This is a genomic window from Sphingobacterium kitahiroshimense (assembly GCF_025961315.1).
GTDB classification, from domain to species: domain Bacteria; phylum Bacteroidota; class Bacteroidia; order Sphingobacteriales; family Sphingobacteriaceae; genus Sphingobacterium; species Sphingobacterium anhuiense.
Genome location: NZ_JAOQNK010000001.1, coordinates 466,791 through 485,650, shown reverse-complemented (window position 1 = coordinate 485,650; position 18,860 = coordinate 466,791). Strand labels below are relative to the sequence as shown.

Genomic DNA, 18,860 nt, shown 5'->3' with positions numbered 1-18,860 from the left:
AACTATTTAGTCAATTTTAATGTTTGTTTACGATCTGGACCAACAGATAGGAACGTGATAGGCACTTCTAATGCTTTCTCTAGATACGTAATGTAATTTTGTAATGCTGCAGGGATTTCACTTTGTTGCGTGATACCAGTCAGATCTTGATTCCAGCCGTCGATTTCTTCAAGAATAGGCTCAGCCTCGTTCGTGATAATCTCATATGGCATGTAATCGATTACTTTTCCTTCATGTTTGTAATGTGTACAAACTTTGATTTTTTCGAAAGTATCCAACACATCAGCTTTCATCATGATCAATTCGGTAACACCGTTTAACATGATGGCATATTTTAAAGCAGGAATATCAATCCAACCAGTACGACGTGCGCGACCTGTTGTTGCTCCAAATTCATGACCTAATTTACGTAAGTTTTCACCTACTTCATCATGTAGTTCAGTCGGGAATGGGCCTCCACCTACGCGAGTAGCATAAGCTTTGAAGATACCATATACTGCACCAATTTTATTTGGAGCAATACCTAAACCGGTACATGCGCCCGCTGTAGTTGTATTTGAAGAGGTAACGAATGGATAAGAACCAAAGTCAACATCTAACAAAGTACCTTGAGCACCTTCCGCCAATACTTTTTTACCATCCTTTAAATATTGATTCACTAAATGTTCTGAATCAACATGTGGAATAGTTTTAATGAATTCGATAGCAGCTAAGAAAGCTTCTTCTTTTTCAGAGAAATCAGGGATTTCACCGTAGTGTGATAAAATAGAAAGGTGTTTTTCTCTCAATTTTTCGTAACGCTCTTTGAAATCTGGCAATGTAGTATCACCCACACGTAGGCCATTACGACCTGTTTTATCCATATAGGTAGGACCAATACCTTTTAAGGTAGAACCAATTTTACCATCACCCATTTTAGATTCTGAAGCAGCATCTAGTAACTGGTGAGTAGGAAGGATTAAATGCGCTTTACGAGCTAACACTAAATTTCCTTTACCTACTGGATCAAATCCAGCAGTTTTCAAATTGTCTAGTTCTCTCTTTAAGATAATCGGGTCGATAACAACACCATTTCCGATTAGGTTAAGAGTTCCTTCATTGAAGATACCCGAAGGGATCGTGTTTAAAACGAATTTTTTGTTATCAAACTCCAATGTGTGTCCGGCGTTAGGGCCGCCTTGGAAACGAGCAATTAAATCGTATTGTGGACAAAATACATCAACGATTTTACCTTTACCTTCGTCTCCCCATTGTAAGCCCAAAAGCACATCAACTTGCATAGCTTTTAAAGTATTGTGATTAAGAATTTATGTTAATTTTTTGAATTATCTAAAAACAAAATGTTCAGAAAAATGAGCAAATCATTTTCTGAACAAATGTACTATTATATTTCGCCAATCCTGAGATTAATTTGAAATAACCTCTTCTTTTGCTTTTGAGGCAGCGATTTTTTGTTGGCAATCATTACAAACACCATACAGATTTAACGAGTGATGTTTGATATCGAATTTTAATAAATCACCCATTAAGCTTTGAATCTGGTTGATACGTGGGTCACAAAATTCCACCACGATATTACATTCAATACAAATGACGTGATCGTGTTGTTTAAAGCCATAGGATTTTTCAAATTGAGCCATATTGCGCCCAAATTGATGTTTAGTAACTAAGTCACAGGATACCAACAATTCTAACGTGTTGTATACAGTGGCACGGCTAACTCGGTATTTTTTATTCTTCATATGGATGTACAATGATTCTACATCAAAGTGATCTGTACGGGAATAAATTTCTTCTAAAATAGCATAACGCTCTGGAGTTTTTCTTAGATTTTTATTTTCTAAGTAAGCTTCAAAGATCTTTTTTACTGTTGCGTAATTTTCAGCTGCGTTCATATTAATCAATAAGATTCTTTACAAATTTACCAATTTTGATTCAATTATTGTAGTATTAAAAAAATGTGATATTCAGCTGATGTTTAACTCTCAGATTCATATCGTGAAACAGTGGTAATGCCGCGCACTTGTTTAAGCGTTTTCATTAGATTTTCCAATTGTTCTGTATCATTTACAAAGACCATAATATGCCCTTCAAAAATTCCTTCGTTACTGGTAATACTTAAGGAGCGAATATTAACTTTAAACTCCTGAGATATGACGGTGGTGATCTTATTGACCAAACCAACATCATCGATACCGACAATACGTAATCCGGTCAAGAAAGATACATCTGTTTGGGATGTCCACTTAGCCTTCATAATGCGGTAACCGTAGTTCGCCATTAATTTGGATGCATTTGGACAGCTGGTACGGTGTATTTTTATACCATCGTTTACAGTTAAAAATCCAAATACATCATCTCCAGGTATTGGGTTACAACAAGGAGCAAGGGTGTAATCGATTTTCTGCAAATCATCACCTAACAAGAGGGTATCCTGATCTTTTTTACTGAATTTCTCTACTAAACCACCAATATGTGTATTAAATTGGGTGTTTTGGGTACTCAGTGTCGCATCGTTGTTTTTTTCGTGCGCCACAAATTCGCGCAATTGTTTAATATCAACGAGTCCTTTGGCTACATTATAAAACAGATCCTGCGAACTTGGAAATTTAAGGAAATTCGCAATTTTATTAATATTATCAGTGTTATAGGTAATCTTTAACGTTTTCAGCTTACGCTCCAGAATTTCTTTACCATCTTCCGCCACACGACGTCTTTCTTCTTTCAGTGAAGAACGGATTTTGGATTTTGCTTTTGCTGTCACGACAAAATTCAACCAGTCTTCTTTTGGTGTCTGTTTGCTCGAAGTTATGATCTCTACTTGATCACCATTTTGCAAAACATGACTTAAAGGCACCAATTTATGGTTGACTTTTGCACCGATACAGGTTGCTCCGATATCCGAGTGGATTTCAAAGGCAAAATCTAATGCAGTGGCTTCATGTGGCAATTGAATAAGGGCTCCTTTTGGCGTGAAAATAAAGATCTCATCGGAGAACAAATTCATTTTAAAGTCGTCCACAAAGTCCAGTGCATTCTGTTCCGGGTTGCTCAGTACATCTCTAATTTTTTTGATCCACTGGTCTAATCCACTGTCCGAATTGGATTCTTTATATTTCCAGTGTGCCGCAAAACCTTTCTCCGCAATTTCATTCATGCGGCTGGTTCTGATCTGAACTTCAACCCATTGACCGCGAGGTCCCATAACCGTGGTATGCAGAGATTCATAACCATTACCTTTAGGTGATGATACCCAATCTCTTAGACGGTCGGGGTTTGGTCGGTACAGGTCGGTTACAATAGAATACACTTTCCAACACTCTGTTTTTTCACGCTCATCATCGGTATCGATGACAATACGGATCGCAAATAAATCGTAAACCTCTTCGAAAGGAATCGATTTTTTACGCATCTTGGTCCAGATGGAATGAATGGATTTGGGTCTGCCGAAAATTTGCGCCGTTATACCTTGTTCCTGTAATATTTCTTGCACAGGCTGAATAAAGTCGGAGATAAATTTCTCTCTTTCCGCCTTTTTTTCGTTAAGTTTTCGAGCGATAAACTTGTAGGTGTCGGGATCTGTAAACTTCATGGATAAGTCTTCCAGTTCAGACTTGATCGCATATAAACCCAGTCTATGTGCCAATGGCGCATATAAATAACTGGTTTCTGAAGCGATTTTCAATTGCTTATCACGTGCCATAAATTCCATGGTACGCATGTTATGCAGGCGATCCGCTAGTTTGATCAAAATAACACGGACATCATCTGCCAATGTTAATAACATCTTACGGAAATTTTCTGCCTGCATGGAACTGTTCGGATCAAAAATTCCTGAAATTTTTGTCAGTCCATCAATAATACGACGCACTTTTTTACCAAACATCTGCTCGATCTCATCGAGTGTAATGTTGGTATCTTCAACCACATCGTGTAAGAGGGCACAAACTATTGAAGTTGTACCTAAACCAATTTCTTCTGCAGCAATCTGAGCTACGGCAATCGGGTGGAAAATATAAGGTTCGCCAGATTTTCGACGCATTTCTTTGTGACTTTCTAATGCGAGATCAAATGCTTTTCTGATCATCTGCTTGTCACCTCGTTGCATCGTTGGTTTACATGCGCGTAGTAATGCTCGGTATCTTTTACGTATTTCTTTATTTTCTGCTTCTATATCAATCACATAATCTTTCATAAACTTGCAGTTGCATTATGATTTTAAAAATACATTTCTTAAATTAGTTATTGTTAATTTAAAGGAATAAATAGTAAACCCGATTTATTTTTATTAAATGTAATAATTTTTTAATACTATTGACAAAAAAAGACAATTTTTAAATTGTAATGATCAGAATAAACTTACGCTGGATACTATCTTTACTTGCTTTTATCCCTTTTTTGGGGATGTCTCAAGCACTGACAGTACCGCTCTACGGGGAGGGGCAGCAACAAGTAATTGAAGAGTATAATATGACCACATTAGAGAGTGGCGAGCGGCTTCCTTGGTTCTTAATTCCAGAGGTCAAAATATCAAAACCAAGAATATGGACTTCGGAAGATGCTAAAAAACAGTACCTAAGGCTAAGACGAAATGTGTTAAGGGTATTGCCTTATGCTATTTTTGCTCAAAAAAGATATGATCAGTTAGACCGGGAACTTGCATTGGTTTCTGATAAAAAAGAACAGAAAAAGCTGATTGAAACATGTGAGAATGAAGTGAAGTCGATGTTTAATAGGGAAATTAAAAATATGAGTATTACACAGGGGAAAATTCTCATTAAACTTATAGACCGACAAACAGGACATTCGAGCTATGAAATGGTGAAACAGATGAAAGGTGGGTTATCTGCTTTTTTATACCAAGGGGTAGCTAAAATATTTGGACATAACCTAAAAAGTACTTACGATCCGAGAGAAGATTTTGAAATAGAAAATATCATTAGAGAATTTCAAAAAACGAGAAGAGATCCACAGTATTTTTAAAAATTATTAATTTATGAAGACAGTTTATGATTTTAAAGCCCTACAGTTCAATGGTCAAGAAAAATCATTAGCTGACTATAAGGGAAAAGTATTGCTCATTGTAAATACGGCCAGCCAATGCCTGTTTACGAGCCAATTTAAATCCTTAGAAAAACTTTACCAGACCTATAAAAATGATGGTTTTGAAATTCTTGCTTTCCCATCTAATAATTTTGGAAAACAGGAACCACTAACTGGTTATACATTAGAGACTTTTTGTAAAATTAACCAACAAGTTCATTTTTCTGTTTTTAAACGTACACATGTCATTGGCGAATATGCCTCGCCCTTGTATCGTTATCTGGCTCAAAAGGAGGAAAATGGACATGTTTCGAGTAAACCACTATGGAACTTTCACAAATATCTGATCAATAAAAATGGAGAGGTAGTAGACTATTTTTACTCAACAACCTCACCAACGGCGTCTAGAATCAAAAAACGTGTTGAGCAATTATTATCTGAAGGGTAGAAAGAACGAAATGTTTACTACTTTTGTCTATATTTAGTTGGTTAAACATTGAAAATAGACTCGCATGATAAAACTTGATTTATTAGTAATTACTGTGCATCCGGATGATGCAGAATTAGGGGCCGGAGGTACAATAGCAAAATATGTTGCTGCGGGTAAAAAAGTAGGTATTGTAGATCTTACGAGAGGGGAACTTGGTACTCGCGGTACTGCTGAAACCAGAGATCGTGAAGCAAACGATGCAGCAGCAATATTGGGCTTAACGGTAAGAGATAACTTAGCGCTACGTGATGGTTTTTTCAATAATAGTGAAGAAGATAAGCTTGCTGTCATTCAGGCGATCCGTAAATATCAACCAGAAATTATAATCACAAATGCCATTACTGACCGCCATCCTGATCATGGTAGAGCAGGTCACATGGTGAATGAAGCATGCTTTTTGGCAGGTCTAAGGAAAATAGAAACGATAGCAGACGGAATTTTACAAGAAGCTCACCGTCCTAGATTGGTGCTGCAGATGATTCAGGATTATTATATTAAACCTGATATTGTACTGGATATTACGGATTATTATACGATTAAGGAAAAATCAATACTAGCGTATAAAACACAGTTTTATACAGGCGAAGACACGAATCTCGACGAACCGCAGACCTATATTTCGAATCCCGATTTTATGGAATCTACAGCTGCAAGGGCGCGAGAATTTGGTAGATCGATACAGGTAAAATATGCTGAAGGGTTTACGGCAAAGAAAATATTAGGTGTTGATGATATATTTCATCTGATTTAATTTAAAATAATCAAATAAAAGCCGTTTCTTTATTATATTAAGAAACGGCTTTTGCTTTTACAGCATATATTACATGAAAAATCAACACTTCTCGCTACAGGATCGAATAAAAAGTTTTGCATATGCATTCAATGGTTTCAAAATACTGTTGATAGAAGAACATAATGCGCGCATTCATGTAGCGGCAACTATTGTGACCATTGTTGCTGGAATTTACTTTGATATCGCTGCGATTGAATGGATGATCATCTTACTCTGTATTGGTGCTGTTTTTGCGCTTGAAATAATTAATTCCGCTATTGAAAATCTTGCGGATCTGGTTTGTCAGGAAAAGAATGATTTTGTAAAAAAAGCGAAAGATCTAGCAGCTGCCGCAGTATTAACAGCAGCGATCGTTTCTGTGGTTATAGCAATGTTCATTTTTGTTCCAAAAATAATGGCGATATGGTTTTAATTAGGGCTTATGAGCTACGGGATCGGGATGTCGTACTCAATATTATGCAAGAAAATATTCCAGCTTACTTTGCTCAGGATGAAAAAGAGGATTTGAAGTATTATCTGGATTTCGAGATGCAGCAGTTTTTTGTTCTTGAAGTAGACAATAGAGTGGTGGCATGCAGTGGCATTACCGTTGAGCTGGAAGAGCATAGGGCTGTAATCTGTTGGGATATGGTCCTTCCTGCAGAACAGGGTAAGGGATATGGCAAAAAGTTGCTGGAACACCGTATAGCAATTTTAAAAGAGCTGAAAACGATCGACCGCATCATTGTCCGTACTTCGCAACGTACTTATCTATTTTATCAGAAAAATGGCTTTGTTTTAAACCAGATTGTAAAAGATTATTGGGCGAAAGATTTTGACTTATACAGTATGGAATTGCTCTCTTAATCAAGTAAATTAAATAAAAAAGAGATCAATATAAAAAGAGGGATAATTAGAGCGGCAATAATATTGAATCTGAATTTTGGAATTTCGTTTTTACGGTATAAGAAAACAGATTCTACTATTAAATAGATAATCCATAGCAGCAAAAAGATTCCCATATAAAAAATTATAGCTAAGCTATCGGCTGTACCGCAACGTCTATTTGGATCTAACTGGGACAAACCGATGGGAATGGCCATAAATAAAAGAATGATCAATGCGACTATTCTGATTAGAACGTGTTTTGTCATACAATCTTTTTTTATTAATACACATACATAAAAAAAGGTAACCTTTCTGGTTACCTTTAGCTGTTTTTTACAATCGAAATTGTTATTTCTTTTTGTCAATTTTGTAAAGACGTCCTAAATCTGTAATGGCATAAAGCGCTCCATCTTTACCTTGTGTGATATCTCTGAAGCGTTGTCCTTCTTTTGCTAATAACCTTTCTTCGCCTACGACTTTATTATCTTTAATAACTAGACGGGCAATATGCGTACTGCTTAGTCCACTGATGAATAGATTGTTTTTCCATTCAGGAATGGCATCTCCTGTATAGAATGTAATACCGCTAGGTGATAATACGGGATCCCAGTAATAAACCGGTTGCTCTAATCCTTCTTTTTGTTGGATAGGTTCTCCAATTTTTTCACCACTGTATTCTAAACCGTAAGTAATGATTGGCCAGCCGTAGTTTTTGCCAGGCTCGATACGGTTTAGTTCATCTCCACCGCGAGGACCAAATTCTGTCTCCCATAAATCGCCCGTTTCAGGATGAAGTGCCAATCCTTGAACATTTCTATGTCCATAACTGTAAATTTCTGGTCTTACATCTGCTTTCCCTGCAAACGGATTACCCGCTGCTGGAGCGCCATCTGTTGTTATTCTAACAATCTTGCCTAATCCTGATTTTAGATCTTGTGCCTGAGGTCTGGTGGCTAAATCTGAACGTTCACCCGTACTTACAATTAAATTGCCTGATTTATCAAATAGGATACGCCCACCATAATGTAGTTTACCTTTGTACTTTGGTGTAGCGCGGTAAATAACTGCGACATTTTCAACTGTCTTCTCATCTGCGGCTAATTTTCCTTTACCGACGGCTGTTAGGTTTCCTTCAGCACTTGGCTCAGAAAAAACAAAATAGATCATTCGGTTTGTTTCAAAATTAGGATCTATCGTTAGTCCCAATAAACCACCTTGACCATCTGTATCCACTTTAGGTAGACCTGTTATCGGTTCAGAAACTTTACCGTCAGCAGTTGCTATTCTAAAGGTTCCTTCTTTTTCGGTAATGAGTAAACGTCCGTCCGGCAAAGACGCAATTCCCCAAGGAGACTTCAATGTTGTATTGAGTACAACTCCTTCAAATGGTGTAGTGGTTTTTACACCGGCGATACGGGTCTGGCCTTCAAAGGCAGGTTTATATTTTGTATTTGCCGCATTCGTTTCTACAGCAGGATATATACTATCTACTGTATTATTGTTCGTTTCAGCACCTGTAGTACCGTTAGAACAAGAATATAATGCGAAAGAACTAATCAGGATTGTGGCTAATTTACTTTTCATAGACAAATTGAATTGTTTCATATCATATAAAAATATAAATAATTTATTTAAAAATTACATGCAAAGCGTTTTATCATGAAATAAAGCCTTTTACATACTGACGTGTAATTTCATGTTTGGGATTTAACAGTACTTCTTCTGTTTTTCCAAATTCAAGAATTTCGCCGCCATAAACAAAAATGATATAATCAGAAACACGGCGTGCTTGTCTCAGAATATGCGTAACCAACACAATGGTATAATCTTTCTTGAGTTCAATAAGTAGATTTTCGATCGTCTGCGTCGATATTGGATCTAATGCAGAGGTTGATTCATCGCCTAATATAATCTCAGGCTTGACGGCCAGCCCACGTGCCAGGCATAGGCGCTGCTGCTGCCCAATGGAAAGTCGTGTCGCGGATTGATCCAGCCGATCTTTCACCTCTTCCCAAAGTCCGACATTCTTCAACTGTGTTTCTACGATCTCATTTAATTCCTTTTTTCCTCTTGTCCCATGGATGCGAGGGCCATAAGCGACATTGTCATATATCGACATCGGCAACGGAAATGGTTTTTGAGAAAGTAAGCCCATTTTTTTTCGAATATGTGTTACTTCGGCATTTGGGGCATATATATCTTCGCCATTGACAAATACAGAGCCTGAAACCTGAACTCCTTTCGTATCATCAATAAGTCGGTTTAAGGTTTTCAGTAACGTCGTTTTCCCACAACCAGAAGGACCGATGATCGAGGTAATGCTGTTATTAGGCAACGACAGATTGATGTTTTTCAAAATATGATGACCGTCAATATGAATATTCAAATCCTGTATCTGAATATGCGGTTGAATAGCCGGTCTTACAATTTGTGTTTGTTCTGTTTCGATGATAGGATGTGCGTGCATATGACAATAATTAGAATAATAAAAGTTAAGATAAGTGCTGATGCGTAAGCACGGCCTTGAACTTCTGGAATAGGACTGCTCAACTGGAAGAAGATCGCTAATGGCAATGTTGCGGCGGGTTCGTCAATATAACGGGGTAAATTGTCGCTAAATCCTGTTGTTAACAAAACTCCGGCAACATCTCCGATAGATCTTCCAAATGCAAGTAAGATTGCGGTAAATATTCCTTGTTTAATGTGTAAAATAAAAACTTTTGCGACTTCCCATTTGGTCGCACCTAAAGATAAAGTAACATGTTTTAAGTCTGTGGGAACTGTTTTGATGATTTCATCGACTGTTCGCACCACAATGGGTATCGTTAGCAGTGTAATGGTGATAATTCCACCTAAAAGGGATGCGCGGATGCCAAAATAAACCATAATGGTAAATCCTACAGCTCCATATACGATAGAAGGAATTCCGTATAGGATATCAAACATTAATTTCGAGTACTGCGCTAGTCTCGATGATGTTTTGATATATATATTTAAGTATAAGGCGATCGGCACACCGATTAAGGTCGCCAATATAGTTGCTACACCTGCAAGGTATAGGGATCCTAATATGGCATTTAAAATACCCCCTTCTTTACCCATGTAAAAGCCGCCCTTTGGTAATTGACTCACCATTTCCCAAGATAAATAAGGTAACCCTTTATATAAGATGGTGCCGATTATAAAAAAAAGTGAACCGGTAACCAACATTCCGGAAAGATGCATGAAACCTTTTGCAACTTTCTCTTTAAAAAGTCTTGTTTTAAGATTATCCATTATGCTTGCCCTCCAATCTGTTTAATATGATGCGTGAAATGAGGTTGAATCCGAAAATAATAACGAAAAGGAGTAAGGCTGAAAACATCAGTGCCGAATCGTATAATGGAATTGACATCATTTCCCCAAAATTGTTTGCAATGAGTGCGGGAATAGGATAACCAGCATCAAATATGGATGTCGGTATTTTGGGAACATTACCACAGACCATCAAAACTGCAATTGTTTCGCCGAATGCTCTGGAGATCGCCAATACAATTGCTGCTATTATACCAGGTTTTGCTCTTCTAAGTATGACTTTTTGGGCAGTTTCCCATTTGGTAGCGCCCAAAGACAGTGATGCTGCTTTAAGTTCTGCCGGTACCGTTTTTAAAACCTCGACCATAATGCTGATCATGATCGGGAAAATCATCACTGCGAGTACGATTCCTCCAGCCAAAACAGTGTAACCCGAAGTAGAAACCGCAAAAATGGGCGCAATATAAGATTGTATTGCAGGTACGATAAATAATACACCCCAAACCCCGTATAACACAGGAGGAATGGCTGCCAGAACATTGATAAGCGGTAATATGACATTTTTCAAGGTGTCTGACGCATACTCTGTTAAGTAAATAGAGGTTAAGATACAAAGTGGGCATGAAATCAATAGCGCAACCAATGTGACACTGAGTGTGCCCATAATAAAGGGTAGGAAACCAAAACTTCCTTTCATAGGTGCCCACACATGATTTGTCAATAGTTCAAGAATGTTAAACGATTCAAATAAGGGTACTGATTTAAAAGTCAGTCCGATACCGATTATAATGACCACTGAAAGTGAAATGAGCAACAAAACAAAACTGACCTGTTTTGCGATTGCATTTTTTAATAACCTTGTTTTTAGCATATTACAGTTTAATCAGTTCTTTATTAATTAACGACTCTGTTAATGGCACATATCCATTTTCCAATAAATAACTCTGCGATTTTTTCTTTAGCACAAATGAAATGAATTCTTTAACGAGCAAATTATCAGGCTTCCCTTTTGTGATAAACGAAAGATCTCTGGCTGGTGGGCTAGGGTAATGGTTGTTACTCACAGCATCCGTTAAATCATCTATGGTACTATAAAAATCTTCGTTTTCACTGATGTGCCCATCTGCATTTAGATCGATTGGCAAGACATCAATTTTATCCATAACTTTTTTTGTTTTTAAGTCATAGACGTAATTGATGTTGTTAAATCCTATGGCATTTTTATCGTCTTTAATTGCCTGTGCAATTCCTGGATCACCAAAGATTCCCACGCCTTTTAAATCCTCCTGCTTACTTTTAAAGAAATTTGCCCAAGTTTCAGCGGCACCGGCGGCATCAGCACGTGTGTACACGATCACCGGATCTTTTGAAAATCGCGCGTCTATCTCGTTCCAGGTTTTATATTTTTTATTGATAAAGATATTTTTGAGTTCCGCATGGGTCAAACCACGTTCTTTAAGTAAGGTATAATTTGGATTTTCGGCATTAATGGTACAGATCACAGCATCTTTAGCAACATGGATAGGAAAGGCGCCTTTTGCTATTTCCTGTGGATGAAGATCGCGGGAAATAAGTCCGATATCGACCATACCGGTCAATGCATCTGCAATTCCTTTGCCTGCTCCGCCAGCTGAAATATTAAAACGCACATGTGGATGTTCCTTTTTAAACTCTTCACTCCATAAGACTACTAAAGGATAGAGTGCAAACGCTCCAGATAAGGAAATATTACCTTCAAATCCTCTTTCTTTTGTATAGCCATTCTCTATTTTAGGAGCACACGCGTTATTCGTAAGTAACAATAATAAGCTTAATATAAGTATATTACGGTTGTTTTTTTTCATTTTATCTATCTCTATAGGATTGGTCTACAATAATATTTTTGACAAATATATATTAATTTAATAGATTTTATAGATTATATAGTTTTTTTTTCTACTTTTGAACCAAATAGAAGAGAATACAGACCAATAAATAGAATTTCAGCATATGCAAAGTTTCCGTACAGAGCTTGAAAACCCTGTGGTTGAGCAAGAGATTATTGATTTAGAAAAGAAAATTAGACTTTTTCAGGAAGGGAAAATTACGGATGAAAAATTTCGTTCATTGCGCCTTGCAAGAGGGGTTTACGGTCAACGTCAACCTGGAGTGCAAATGGTGCGTATTAAATTACCTTTTGGAAAAGCAACTTTCAAACAAGTGATTAAAATATCTGATGTATCGGATGAATATGCGATTCGCAATCTGCATATCACGACCCGTCAGGATATTCAGATACACTTTGTTAGTCTAGATCGCACACCAGAGTTATGGGCCAAATTGGCAGAGGATGATATTACTTTACGTGAAGCCTGTGGTAATACTGTGCGTAACGTAACGGCATCACCTACAGCCGGAATAGATCCAAAAGAACCTTTTGATGTTTCTCCGTATGCGCAGGCCGTTTTCGAATTTTGTTTAAGAAACCCGATCTGTGCGGAAATGGGTCGTAAATTTAAAATGTCATTTTCTTCATCAGATGATGATACTGCTTTTTCATATATCCATGATCTTGGCTTTATTCCTAAAATACAACTTATTGATGGTAAAGAAGAACGTGGTTTTAAAGTTCTGTTAGGTGGTGGATTGGGTTCTCAACCTTTTCTAGCGCACTTGGTACATGAATTTTTACATGAAGATCAGTTGATTCTGTTTGTTGAGTCTTCTTTACGTGTATTTGACCGCTATGGCGAGCGTAATAATAGAAATAAAGCACGCTTTAAATACCTGATCCAAAAATTGGGTATTGATGAAGTGTTAAGATTAATTGCTGAGGAACGCGTTGCTAATCATGTAAAATCTTTTCAGATCAACCGCGATACGATCACGCAACCGACTCCACCGGATACAGATGCCGTGGAAAGTTTATCTTTGGATTTAGATCCGAATTACCTGATCTGGAAGTCAACAAATACTTTTGAGCAAAAGCAGCATGGTTTTTATGGTGTATTTGCTAAAATATCTACTGGTGATCTTCCAACTGAAAAAGCACGAGTTTTGGTTGCTGGACTGGAAGGTCTGGTTGCCGACGAAATTCGTTTCACTCAGAATCAGGGATTGTTGCTTAAGTATGCTACCGAGAAAACGCTTCCTCATATTTTTAAATTATTGACGAAGCTTGAGTTGGCTTCTCCTGGATTTGAAAGCACGTCTGATGTGACGACCTGCCCAGGTACGGATACATGTAATCTGGGTATTTCAAACAGTACAGAGATGGCACGGGTTATTGAGTCATACATTCGTGATTTTTACGCAGATTTTGTTTACAACCGTGAACTGAAGATCAAAATTTCAGGCTGTATGAACTCTTGTGGACAGCATGGATTGGCGCATCTGGGTTTTCATGGAAGTTCTGTAAAAGCAAACGGTAAAGTCGTTCCTGCTGCACAGGTCATGATCGGTGGTGGTACTGTTGGTAATGGTGTAGGTCGTGTGGCCGAAAGAATTATCAAAGTACCTACCAAAAGAGTGCTGCACGTGGTTGACCTGGTTTTAACGGATTATAAAAAGAATGTTCAGGAAGGTGAAAACTTTCATGCTTACTATGACCGTCAGACCAAAAACTATTTCTACACCTTATTGAAACCTTTGGCTGATCTAACAACACTATCTGATGATGAATATATTGATTGGGGTCATCAGGAAACTTTTGAAACAGCGATCGGTGTGGGTGAGTGTGCGGGTGTCATGATTGATCTTGTTGCTACTTTGATCTTTGAAGCTGAAGAAAAAAGAGCTTGGGCGGTTTCTGCTCTTGAGGAGAAAAAGTATGCGGATGCTATTTATCATGCCTACAGTACTTTTATCGGCTGTGCTAAAGCATTATTATTGGATAAAGGTGTTAATGTGAGTTCACAGCATGCTGTGATCCAGGAGTTCCAAGCGCAATTTGTGGAGCAACATATTTTTGAATTAGAAACTACGTTCCCAGAACTGGTTTTGCAAATAAATAAGAATGAGCCTACTCCAGAGTTTGCTGAAAACTACCTTGAGAGCTTGAATACATTCTTTAACGCAGTGTATGAGTATAGAAATGCGGTGAAAGTTAATTAATGAGGAGGATAGAAGATGAATATTAAACCAAAAGTAACTTTGGTCGGAGCGGGTCCTGGTGATCCTGAATTGATCAGCTTAAAAGGTATAAAAGCGATAAAGGCAGCGGATGTAATTTTATACGATGCTTTAGTGGATGAGAGTTTATTGGATTTTGCCAGTGCAAACTGCACGAAGGTATATGTTGGGAAAAGAGCGGAACAGCTTTCTACTTCACAGGATCAGATCAACCAGTTACTGGTCGATTATGCGCTGACTCATGGTCATGTGGTGCGATTAAAAGGCGGAGATCCATTTGTATTTGGACGTGGTGGTGAAGAACTTGATTTTATTAATCAATATGATATCGAAACAGCGGTTATTCCGGGTATTTCCTCTAGTATCGGATTAACGGGCCTGCAAAAGATTCCTTTAACTTATCGCGGTATAAGTGAAAGTTTTTGGGTGATAACTGGTTCTACAACTGAAGGAAAACTCTCAGAGGACTTGTATGCAGCTGTTAAAACAAATGCAACAGTAGTGGTGCTGATGGGATTTGGTAAGCTAACAGAAATAGTCGCATTATACAAACAGCATGGTAAAGAAAATCTGCCTATTGCATTGATTCAAAATGGCTCTATGCCAAATGAAAAAATTATTATCGGTACGATTGACGATATACTGGACGAAACTCAGGAAAAACGCATTGGTGTACCGGCTATTATTGTTTTGGGCGAAGTTGTTTCTAAGCATCCGAATTTTAAACATATTATTGAAAAATACGCAACTGTTTAAATGAATACGCTATTTCCAATTTTTGTCAAGCCAGATCAGATTCACATTTTATTAGTTGGAGGTGGACCGATCGGGTTAGAGAAATTTCAAGCAATCATTCAGAATAATGATAAAGCGCATATAACAGTAATTGCGACTAAAATATGTCATGAATTTAAAATCATCATGACGCAATATAAGCATATCGTTTTTGAAGAGCGTGATTTTGTGGAATCGGATCTTGATGAAAAACATCTCGTGATGCTGGCAACAAACAATCATGAACTTAATGATCAAATAAGAGCGTTAGCGAGTTCAAAACATATTTTGCTAAATGCGGCAGATAAACCGGAACTATGTGACTTCTATCTTGGATCGATCGTTAAAAAAGGTAATTTGAAAATTGCGATTTCAACGAACGGTAAATCCCCGACAATTGCAAAAAGAGTAAAGGAGTTTTTACAGGAAATGCTTCCTGAGGAGATTGATGAAACATTGGAATTGATGAGCCAATTGCGGAATCAATTAAAAGGTGATTTTCAGTCAAAAGTCACGGCGCTGAATAAACATACAAAATCATTAATTGAGAGAGATGGAAATTAGTGGAATTAAAGAACTTTTATCAGGAAAACAGGGAGCGGATCTGCTTCAGGTTATTACTGAACAATATCCTGATCAGGTTGTATTTTCGACATCTTTCGGTATCGAAGATCAGATTATTACAGATTGGATAGGAAAGAGCAAAGTGAATATCAGGGTTTTTACTTTGGATACGGGAAGACTTTTTAAGGAGACTTATTCGTTATGGAGCAGAACTGCTGAGCGCTATGCGCTAAAAATTGATACGTACTACCCGAATACCGAAAAGGTTCAGGAATTTGTTTCTGAAAAGGGGCCGAACTCATTTTATGAGTCTGTTGAAAATAGAAAATCTTGTTGCTACATACGCAAAATAGAGCCTTTACAGCGGGCTTTGCGAGGTGCCAAAATTTGGATAACAGGAATTAGAGCGGAGCAATCGGCGAATCGTCACGATATGGAGTATATCGAGTATGATGAGGGGAATAATATTATCAAAATTCATCCGCTATTTGACTGGACTTTTGAGATGGTTACCAATTATATTAAAAGCGAGCGTATACCTTACAATATACTGCACGATAAGGGTTTTCCGAGCATCGGATGTGAGCCCTGTACCCGGGCTGTTCAGGAGGGTGAAGATTTTCGCGCCGGCCGATGGTGGTGGGAAGATCAGAGTAAAAAAGAGTGTGGATTACATGTGACAACAAAATAAAGCAAGATTAAATGGATTATTTAGATCAACTAGAAGCAGAATCAATCTATATATTACGTGAAGTGGCCGGGCAATTTGAAAATCCTGCGCTCTTATTTTCTGGTGGAAAAGATTCTATTACTTTGGTTCATTTGGCATTAAAAGCATTTAGACCGGGTAAATTTCCTTTTCCACTAGTGCATATTGATACAGGTCACAATTTTCCGGAAACCATTGCATACCGCGATTGGTTAGTAGAACAGATCGGTGAAAAACTGATCGTAGGACATGTGCAAGATAGTATCGATGCTGGTAAAGTTGTTGAGCAAAAGGGAAAAAATGCCAGCAGAAATGCTTTACAGACGGTGACTTTACTGGATACAATTGCTGAAAATGGTTTTGACGCCTGTATTGGAGGGGCACGTCGTGATGAGGAGAAAGCAAGGGCTAAAGAACGTGTATTCTCTGTTCGTGATGAATTTGGACAGTGGGATCCGAAGCGCCAACGTCCTGAATTATGGAATATCTTTAACGGAAAAATCAATAAGGGCGAAAATGTCCGCGTATTTCCAATATCAAACTGGACTGAACTGGATGTTTGGAATTACATCAAACGGGAGAATATTAAACTTCCAAGTATTTACTTCAGTCACGAGCGTGAAGTGATCACCCGGAATGGCCAATTAATGGCAGCTGCGTCTTTCTTAAACATCGATGAAGAGGATGTTGTGGAAACAAAATCGGTCCGATTTAGAACAGTCGGTGATATGACCTGTACTGCAGCTGTGGACTCGCAGGCTACTGCCTTAGATGATATCATTGCAGAAATAAAAGCTTCTACAGTAAGTGAGCGTGGTGCCCGTATGGATGATAAAGTTTCTGAAGCGGCAATGGAAGACCGAAAAAAACAGGGATACTTCTAAGGAGCAATGCAATAAGGTTTGGTGACTAATACAAAAATCTAGAAAATGAAAATTTTAAAATTTATAACGGCTGGTTCTGTTGATGATGGTAAAAGCACATTGATCGGCCGTTTATTATATGATACAGATTCGATACTGGACGATCAACTGGAAGCGATAAAAAAGGCTAACCGCAAAAATAATGATGGGACTGTGGATCTAGCAATTTTGACCGACGGATTGAAAGCTGAACGTGAACAGGGAATTACGATCGATGTTGCTTATAAATACTTTCAAACAGAGCACCGCAAATTTATCATTGCTGATGCACCGGGACACATACAGTACACACGCAATATGATAACAGGGGCTTCCAACTCTGATCTCATCATTATATTGGTCGATGCGCGTAAAGGGGTTATTGAGCAAACAAAACGTCATTCTTTTTTAGCAAAACTACTTGAACTTAAAAAAGTTTTAGTGTGTATCAATAAAATGGATATGGTGGATTATAGCCAGGAAGTGTTTGAAAACATTAAAGCTGATTATCAGACCTTAGCGGAACGTTTAAAATTGACTGATGTTGATTTTATGCCGGTTTCTGCACTAAAAGGTGACAATATTGTGCATCCTTCGGAACATTTGACTTGGTATGAGGGACCTTCTTTATTGTCTTATCTTGAGACGATAGAATTTAAAGAGGCAGATCAGCAAGCTTGGCGTTTACCGGTGCAATGGGTGGTAAGGCCACAGACCGAGGAGTTACATGACTACAGGGGATATGCTGGACGTGTTGTTGGCCATGGTCTAAAAGTAGGAGATGATGTGCTCATTTTACCTTCTTCTATTAAAAGTAGCATCAAAAGTATTGAACTGGCTGGAGTAGATTTGCAGGAAGCGGAAGATGGCCAGTCGGTTATTGTCCATCTTGCAGATCATGTTGATATCAGCCGTGGTGATACCATTGTAACGGCTCAAAATTCGGGTCTGGTGGAACGTAATTTTGAAGCGAATATCTGCTGGTTTGACAACAAGGCTCTGGATACGAATCAAATTTATTTGTTTCAGAATTTCGGTAGAACGACAAAAGTGAAAATAAATGAAATCATTCATAAAGTGGATATCAACAACCAGGAATATAAGTATGGTGAAGGGATAGCTCTTAATGATATAGGCCGTGTACAGATTAAGGCCGCTGAAGATATCTCGTTTGATCTTTACCAGGATCACCAGGCAACCGGCAGGGGTATTATCATTGACCCGCGCACTAACTTAACAGTTGCGGCTGTTATGATTGAAAGCGTTGCTTAGCAGGCGAGGGGGATAGAAAGTCAAGTAAATTACTTTTTAATT

At 38.0% G+C, this 18,860-nt stretch carries 20 protein-coding genes; 11 read left to right on the top strand and 9 right to left on the bottom strand.

The window, feature by feature from the left end:
* Window positions 1–2: 2 nt before the first annotated feature.
* The 3 genes from M2265_RS02080 to M2265_RS02070 form a co-directional block, all read right to left on the bottom strand.
* The gene (locus M2265_RS02080) at window positions 3–1,280 is read right to left on the bottom strand and encodes an adenylosuccinate synthase (RefSeq protein WP_132768196.1); all 1,278 of its coding nucleotides are present in this window, start codon (window positions 1,278–1,280) and stop codon (window positions 3–5) included.
* Between the two features lie 126 nt (window positions 1,281–1,406).
* The gene (locus M2265_RS02075) at window positions 1,407–1,895 is read right to left on the bottom strand and encodes a Fur family transcriptional regulator (protein ID WP_021190674.1); all 489 of its coding nucleotides are present in this window, start codon (window positions 1,893–1,895) and stop codon (window positions 1,407–1,409) included.
* Between the two features lie 83 nt (window positions 1,896–1,978).
* Window positions 1,979–4,195 carry a RelA/SpoT family protein gene (locus tag M2265_RS02070; RefSeq protein ID WP_132768198.1) on the bottom strand — a complete coding sequence of 739 codons (2,217 nt, stop codon included), beginning with the start codon at window positions 4,193–4,195 and terminating at the stop codon, window positions 1,979–1,981.
* Window positions 4,196–4,344: 149 nt separating this feature from the next.
* On the opposite strand from M2265_RS02070, the gene M2265_RS02065 reads away from it, so the two are divergent.
* From M2265_RS02065 to M2265_RS02045, 5 genes are all read left to right on the top strand, one after another.
* Entirely contained in the window at window positions 4,345–4,983 is a 639-nt protein-coding gene (locus M2265_RS02065; protein WP_231576973.1) for a DUF4294 domain-containing protein, read from the top strand.
* Between the two features lie 13 nt (window positions 4,984–4,996).
* Window positions 4,997–5,491: a glutathione peroxidase gene (locus M2265_RS02060; protein WP_021188193.1), complete on the top strand. Its 495-nt coding sequence runs from the start codon at window positions 4,997–4,999 to the stop codon at window positions 5,489–5,491.
* Window positions 5,492–5,558: 67 nt separating this feature from the next.
* A complete protein-coding gene (bshB1, locus tag M2265_RS02055) occupies window positions 5,559–6,284 on the top strand; it encodes a bacillithiol biosynthesis deacetylase BshB1 (protein WP_132768963.1) in 726 nt (241 codons plus the stop codon).
* A gap of 73 nt (window positions 6,285–6,357) precedes the next feature.
* Window positions 6,358–6,738 (top strand): diacylglycerol kinase family protein, encoded by a 381-nt coding sequence (locus M2265_RS02050; protein WP_132768200.1) that lies wholly within the window; start codon window positions 6,358–6,360, stop codon window positions 6,736–6,738.
* Window positions 6,729–7,172, top strand: a complete 444-nt coding sequence (locus M2265_RS02045; protein ID WP_021188195.1) for a GNAT family N-acetyltransferase — start codon at window positions 6,729–6,731, stop codon at window positions 7,170–7,172. Before M2265_RS02050 ends, M2265_RS02045 begins: the two co-directional genes overlap by 10 nt.
* On the opposite strand, the gene M2265_RS02040 is transcribed toward M2265_RS02045, so the two are convergent.
* The 6 genes from M2265_RS02040 to M2265_RS02015 form a co-directional block, all read right to left on the bottom strand.
* Entirely contained in the window at window positions 7,169–7,459 is a 291-nt protein-coding gene (locus M2265_RS02040) for a hypothetical protein (protein WP_132768202.1), read from the bottom strand. The genes M2265_RS02045 and M2265_RS02040 overlap by 4 nt on opposite strands.
* Before the next feature lie 82 nt (window positions 7,460–7,541).
* Window positions 7,542–8,777, bottom strand: coding sequence for a PQQ-dependent sugar dehydrogenase (locus M2265_RS02035; protein WP_132768204.1), 1,236 nt, complete (start codon window positions 8,775–8,777; stop codon window positions 7,542–7,544).
* A gap of 73 nt (window positions 8,778–8,850) precedes the next feature.
* Entirely contained in the window at window positions 8,851–9,660 is an 810-nt protein-coding gene (locus M2265_RS02030) for a phosphate ABC transporter ATP-binding protein (protein ID WP_132768206.1), read from the bottom strand.
* A complete protein-coding gene (locus tag M2265_RS02025; protein WP_132768208.1) occupies window positions 9,615–10,469 on the bottom strand; it encodes a PstA family ABC transporter permease in 855 nt (284 codons plus the stop codon). The genes M2265_RS02030 and M2265_RS02025 overlap by 46 nt, the downstream gene beginning before the upstream one ends.
* Complete coding sequence (gene pstC / locus M2265_RS02020; protein ID WP_021188200.1) at window positions 10,462–11,358, bottom strand: phosphate ABC transporter permease subunit PstC; 897 nt, start codon at window positions 11,356–11,358, stop codon at window positions 10,462–10,464. The genes M2265_RS02025 and pstC overlap by 8 nt, the downstream gene beginning before the upstream one ends.
* Before the next feature lies 1 nt (window position 11,359).
* Window positions 11,360–12,331: a PstS family phosphate ABC transporter substrate-binding protein gene (locus M2265_RS02015; RefSeq protein WP_132768210.1), complete on the bottom strand. Its 972-nt coding sequence runs from the start codon at window positions 12,329–12,331 to the stop codon at window positions 11,360–11,362.
* Window positions 12,332–12,476: 145 nt separating this feature from the next.
* Between M2265_RS02015 and M2265_RS02010 the strand changes: the two genes are divergently transcribed.
* The 6 genes from M2265_RS02010 to M2265_RS01985 are packed head-to-tail and all read left to right on the top strand — an operon-like array spanning window position 12,477 to window position 18,818.
* Window positions 12,477–14,579: a HEPN domain-containing protein gene (locus M2265_RS02010; RefSeq protein ID WP_132768212.1), complete on the top strand. Its 2,103-nt coding sequence runs from the start codon at window positions 12,477–12,479 to the stop codon at window positions 14,577–14,579.
* Between the two features lie 15 nt (window positions 14,580–14,594).
* Window positions 14,595–15,353, top strand: a complete 759-nt coding sequence (gene cobA / locus M2265_RS02005) for a uroporphyrinogen-III C-methyltransferase (protein ID WP_132768214.1) — start codon at window positions 14,595–14,597, stop codon at window positions 15,351–15,353.
* Window positions 15,354–15,935 (top strand): bifunctional precorrin-2 dehydrogenase/sirohydrochlorin ferrochelatase, encoded by a 582-nt coding sequence (locus M2265_RS02000; RefSeq protein WP_132768216.1) that lies wholly within the window; start codon window positions 15,354–15,356, stop codon window positions 15,933–15,935. It begins immediately after the preceding gene.
* Window positions 15,925–16,626, top strand: coding sequence for a phosphoadenylyl-sulfate reductase (locus M2265_RS01995; protein WP_021188202.1), 702 nt, complete (start codon window positions 15,925–15,927; stop codon window positions 16,624–16,626). Before M2265_RS02000 ends, M2265_RS01995 begins: the two co-directional genes overlap by 11 nt.
* Window positions 16,627–16,637: 11 nt before the next feature.
* Window positions 16,638–17,528 carry a sulfate adenylyltransferase subunit CysD gene (gene cysD / locus M2265_RS01990; protein WP_132768218.1) on the top strand — a complete coding sequence of 297 codons (891 nt, stop codon included), beginning with the start codon at window positions 16,638–16,640 and terminating at the stop codon, window positions 17,526–17,528.
* A gap of 45 nt (window positions 17,529–17,573) precedes the next feature.
* A complete protein-coding gene (locus M2265_RS01985; RefSeq protein WP_165905833.1) occupies window positions 17,574–18,818 on the top strand; it encodes a sulfate adenylyltransferase subunit 1 in 1,245 nt (414 codons plus the stop codon).
* The last annotated feature ends 42 nt before the right edge of the window (window positions 18,819–18,860 follow it).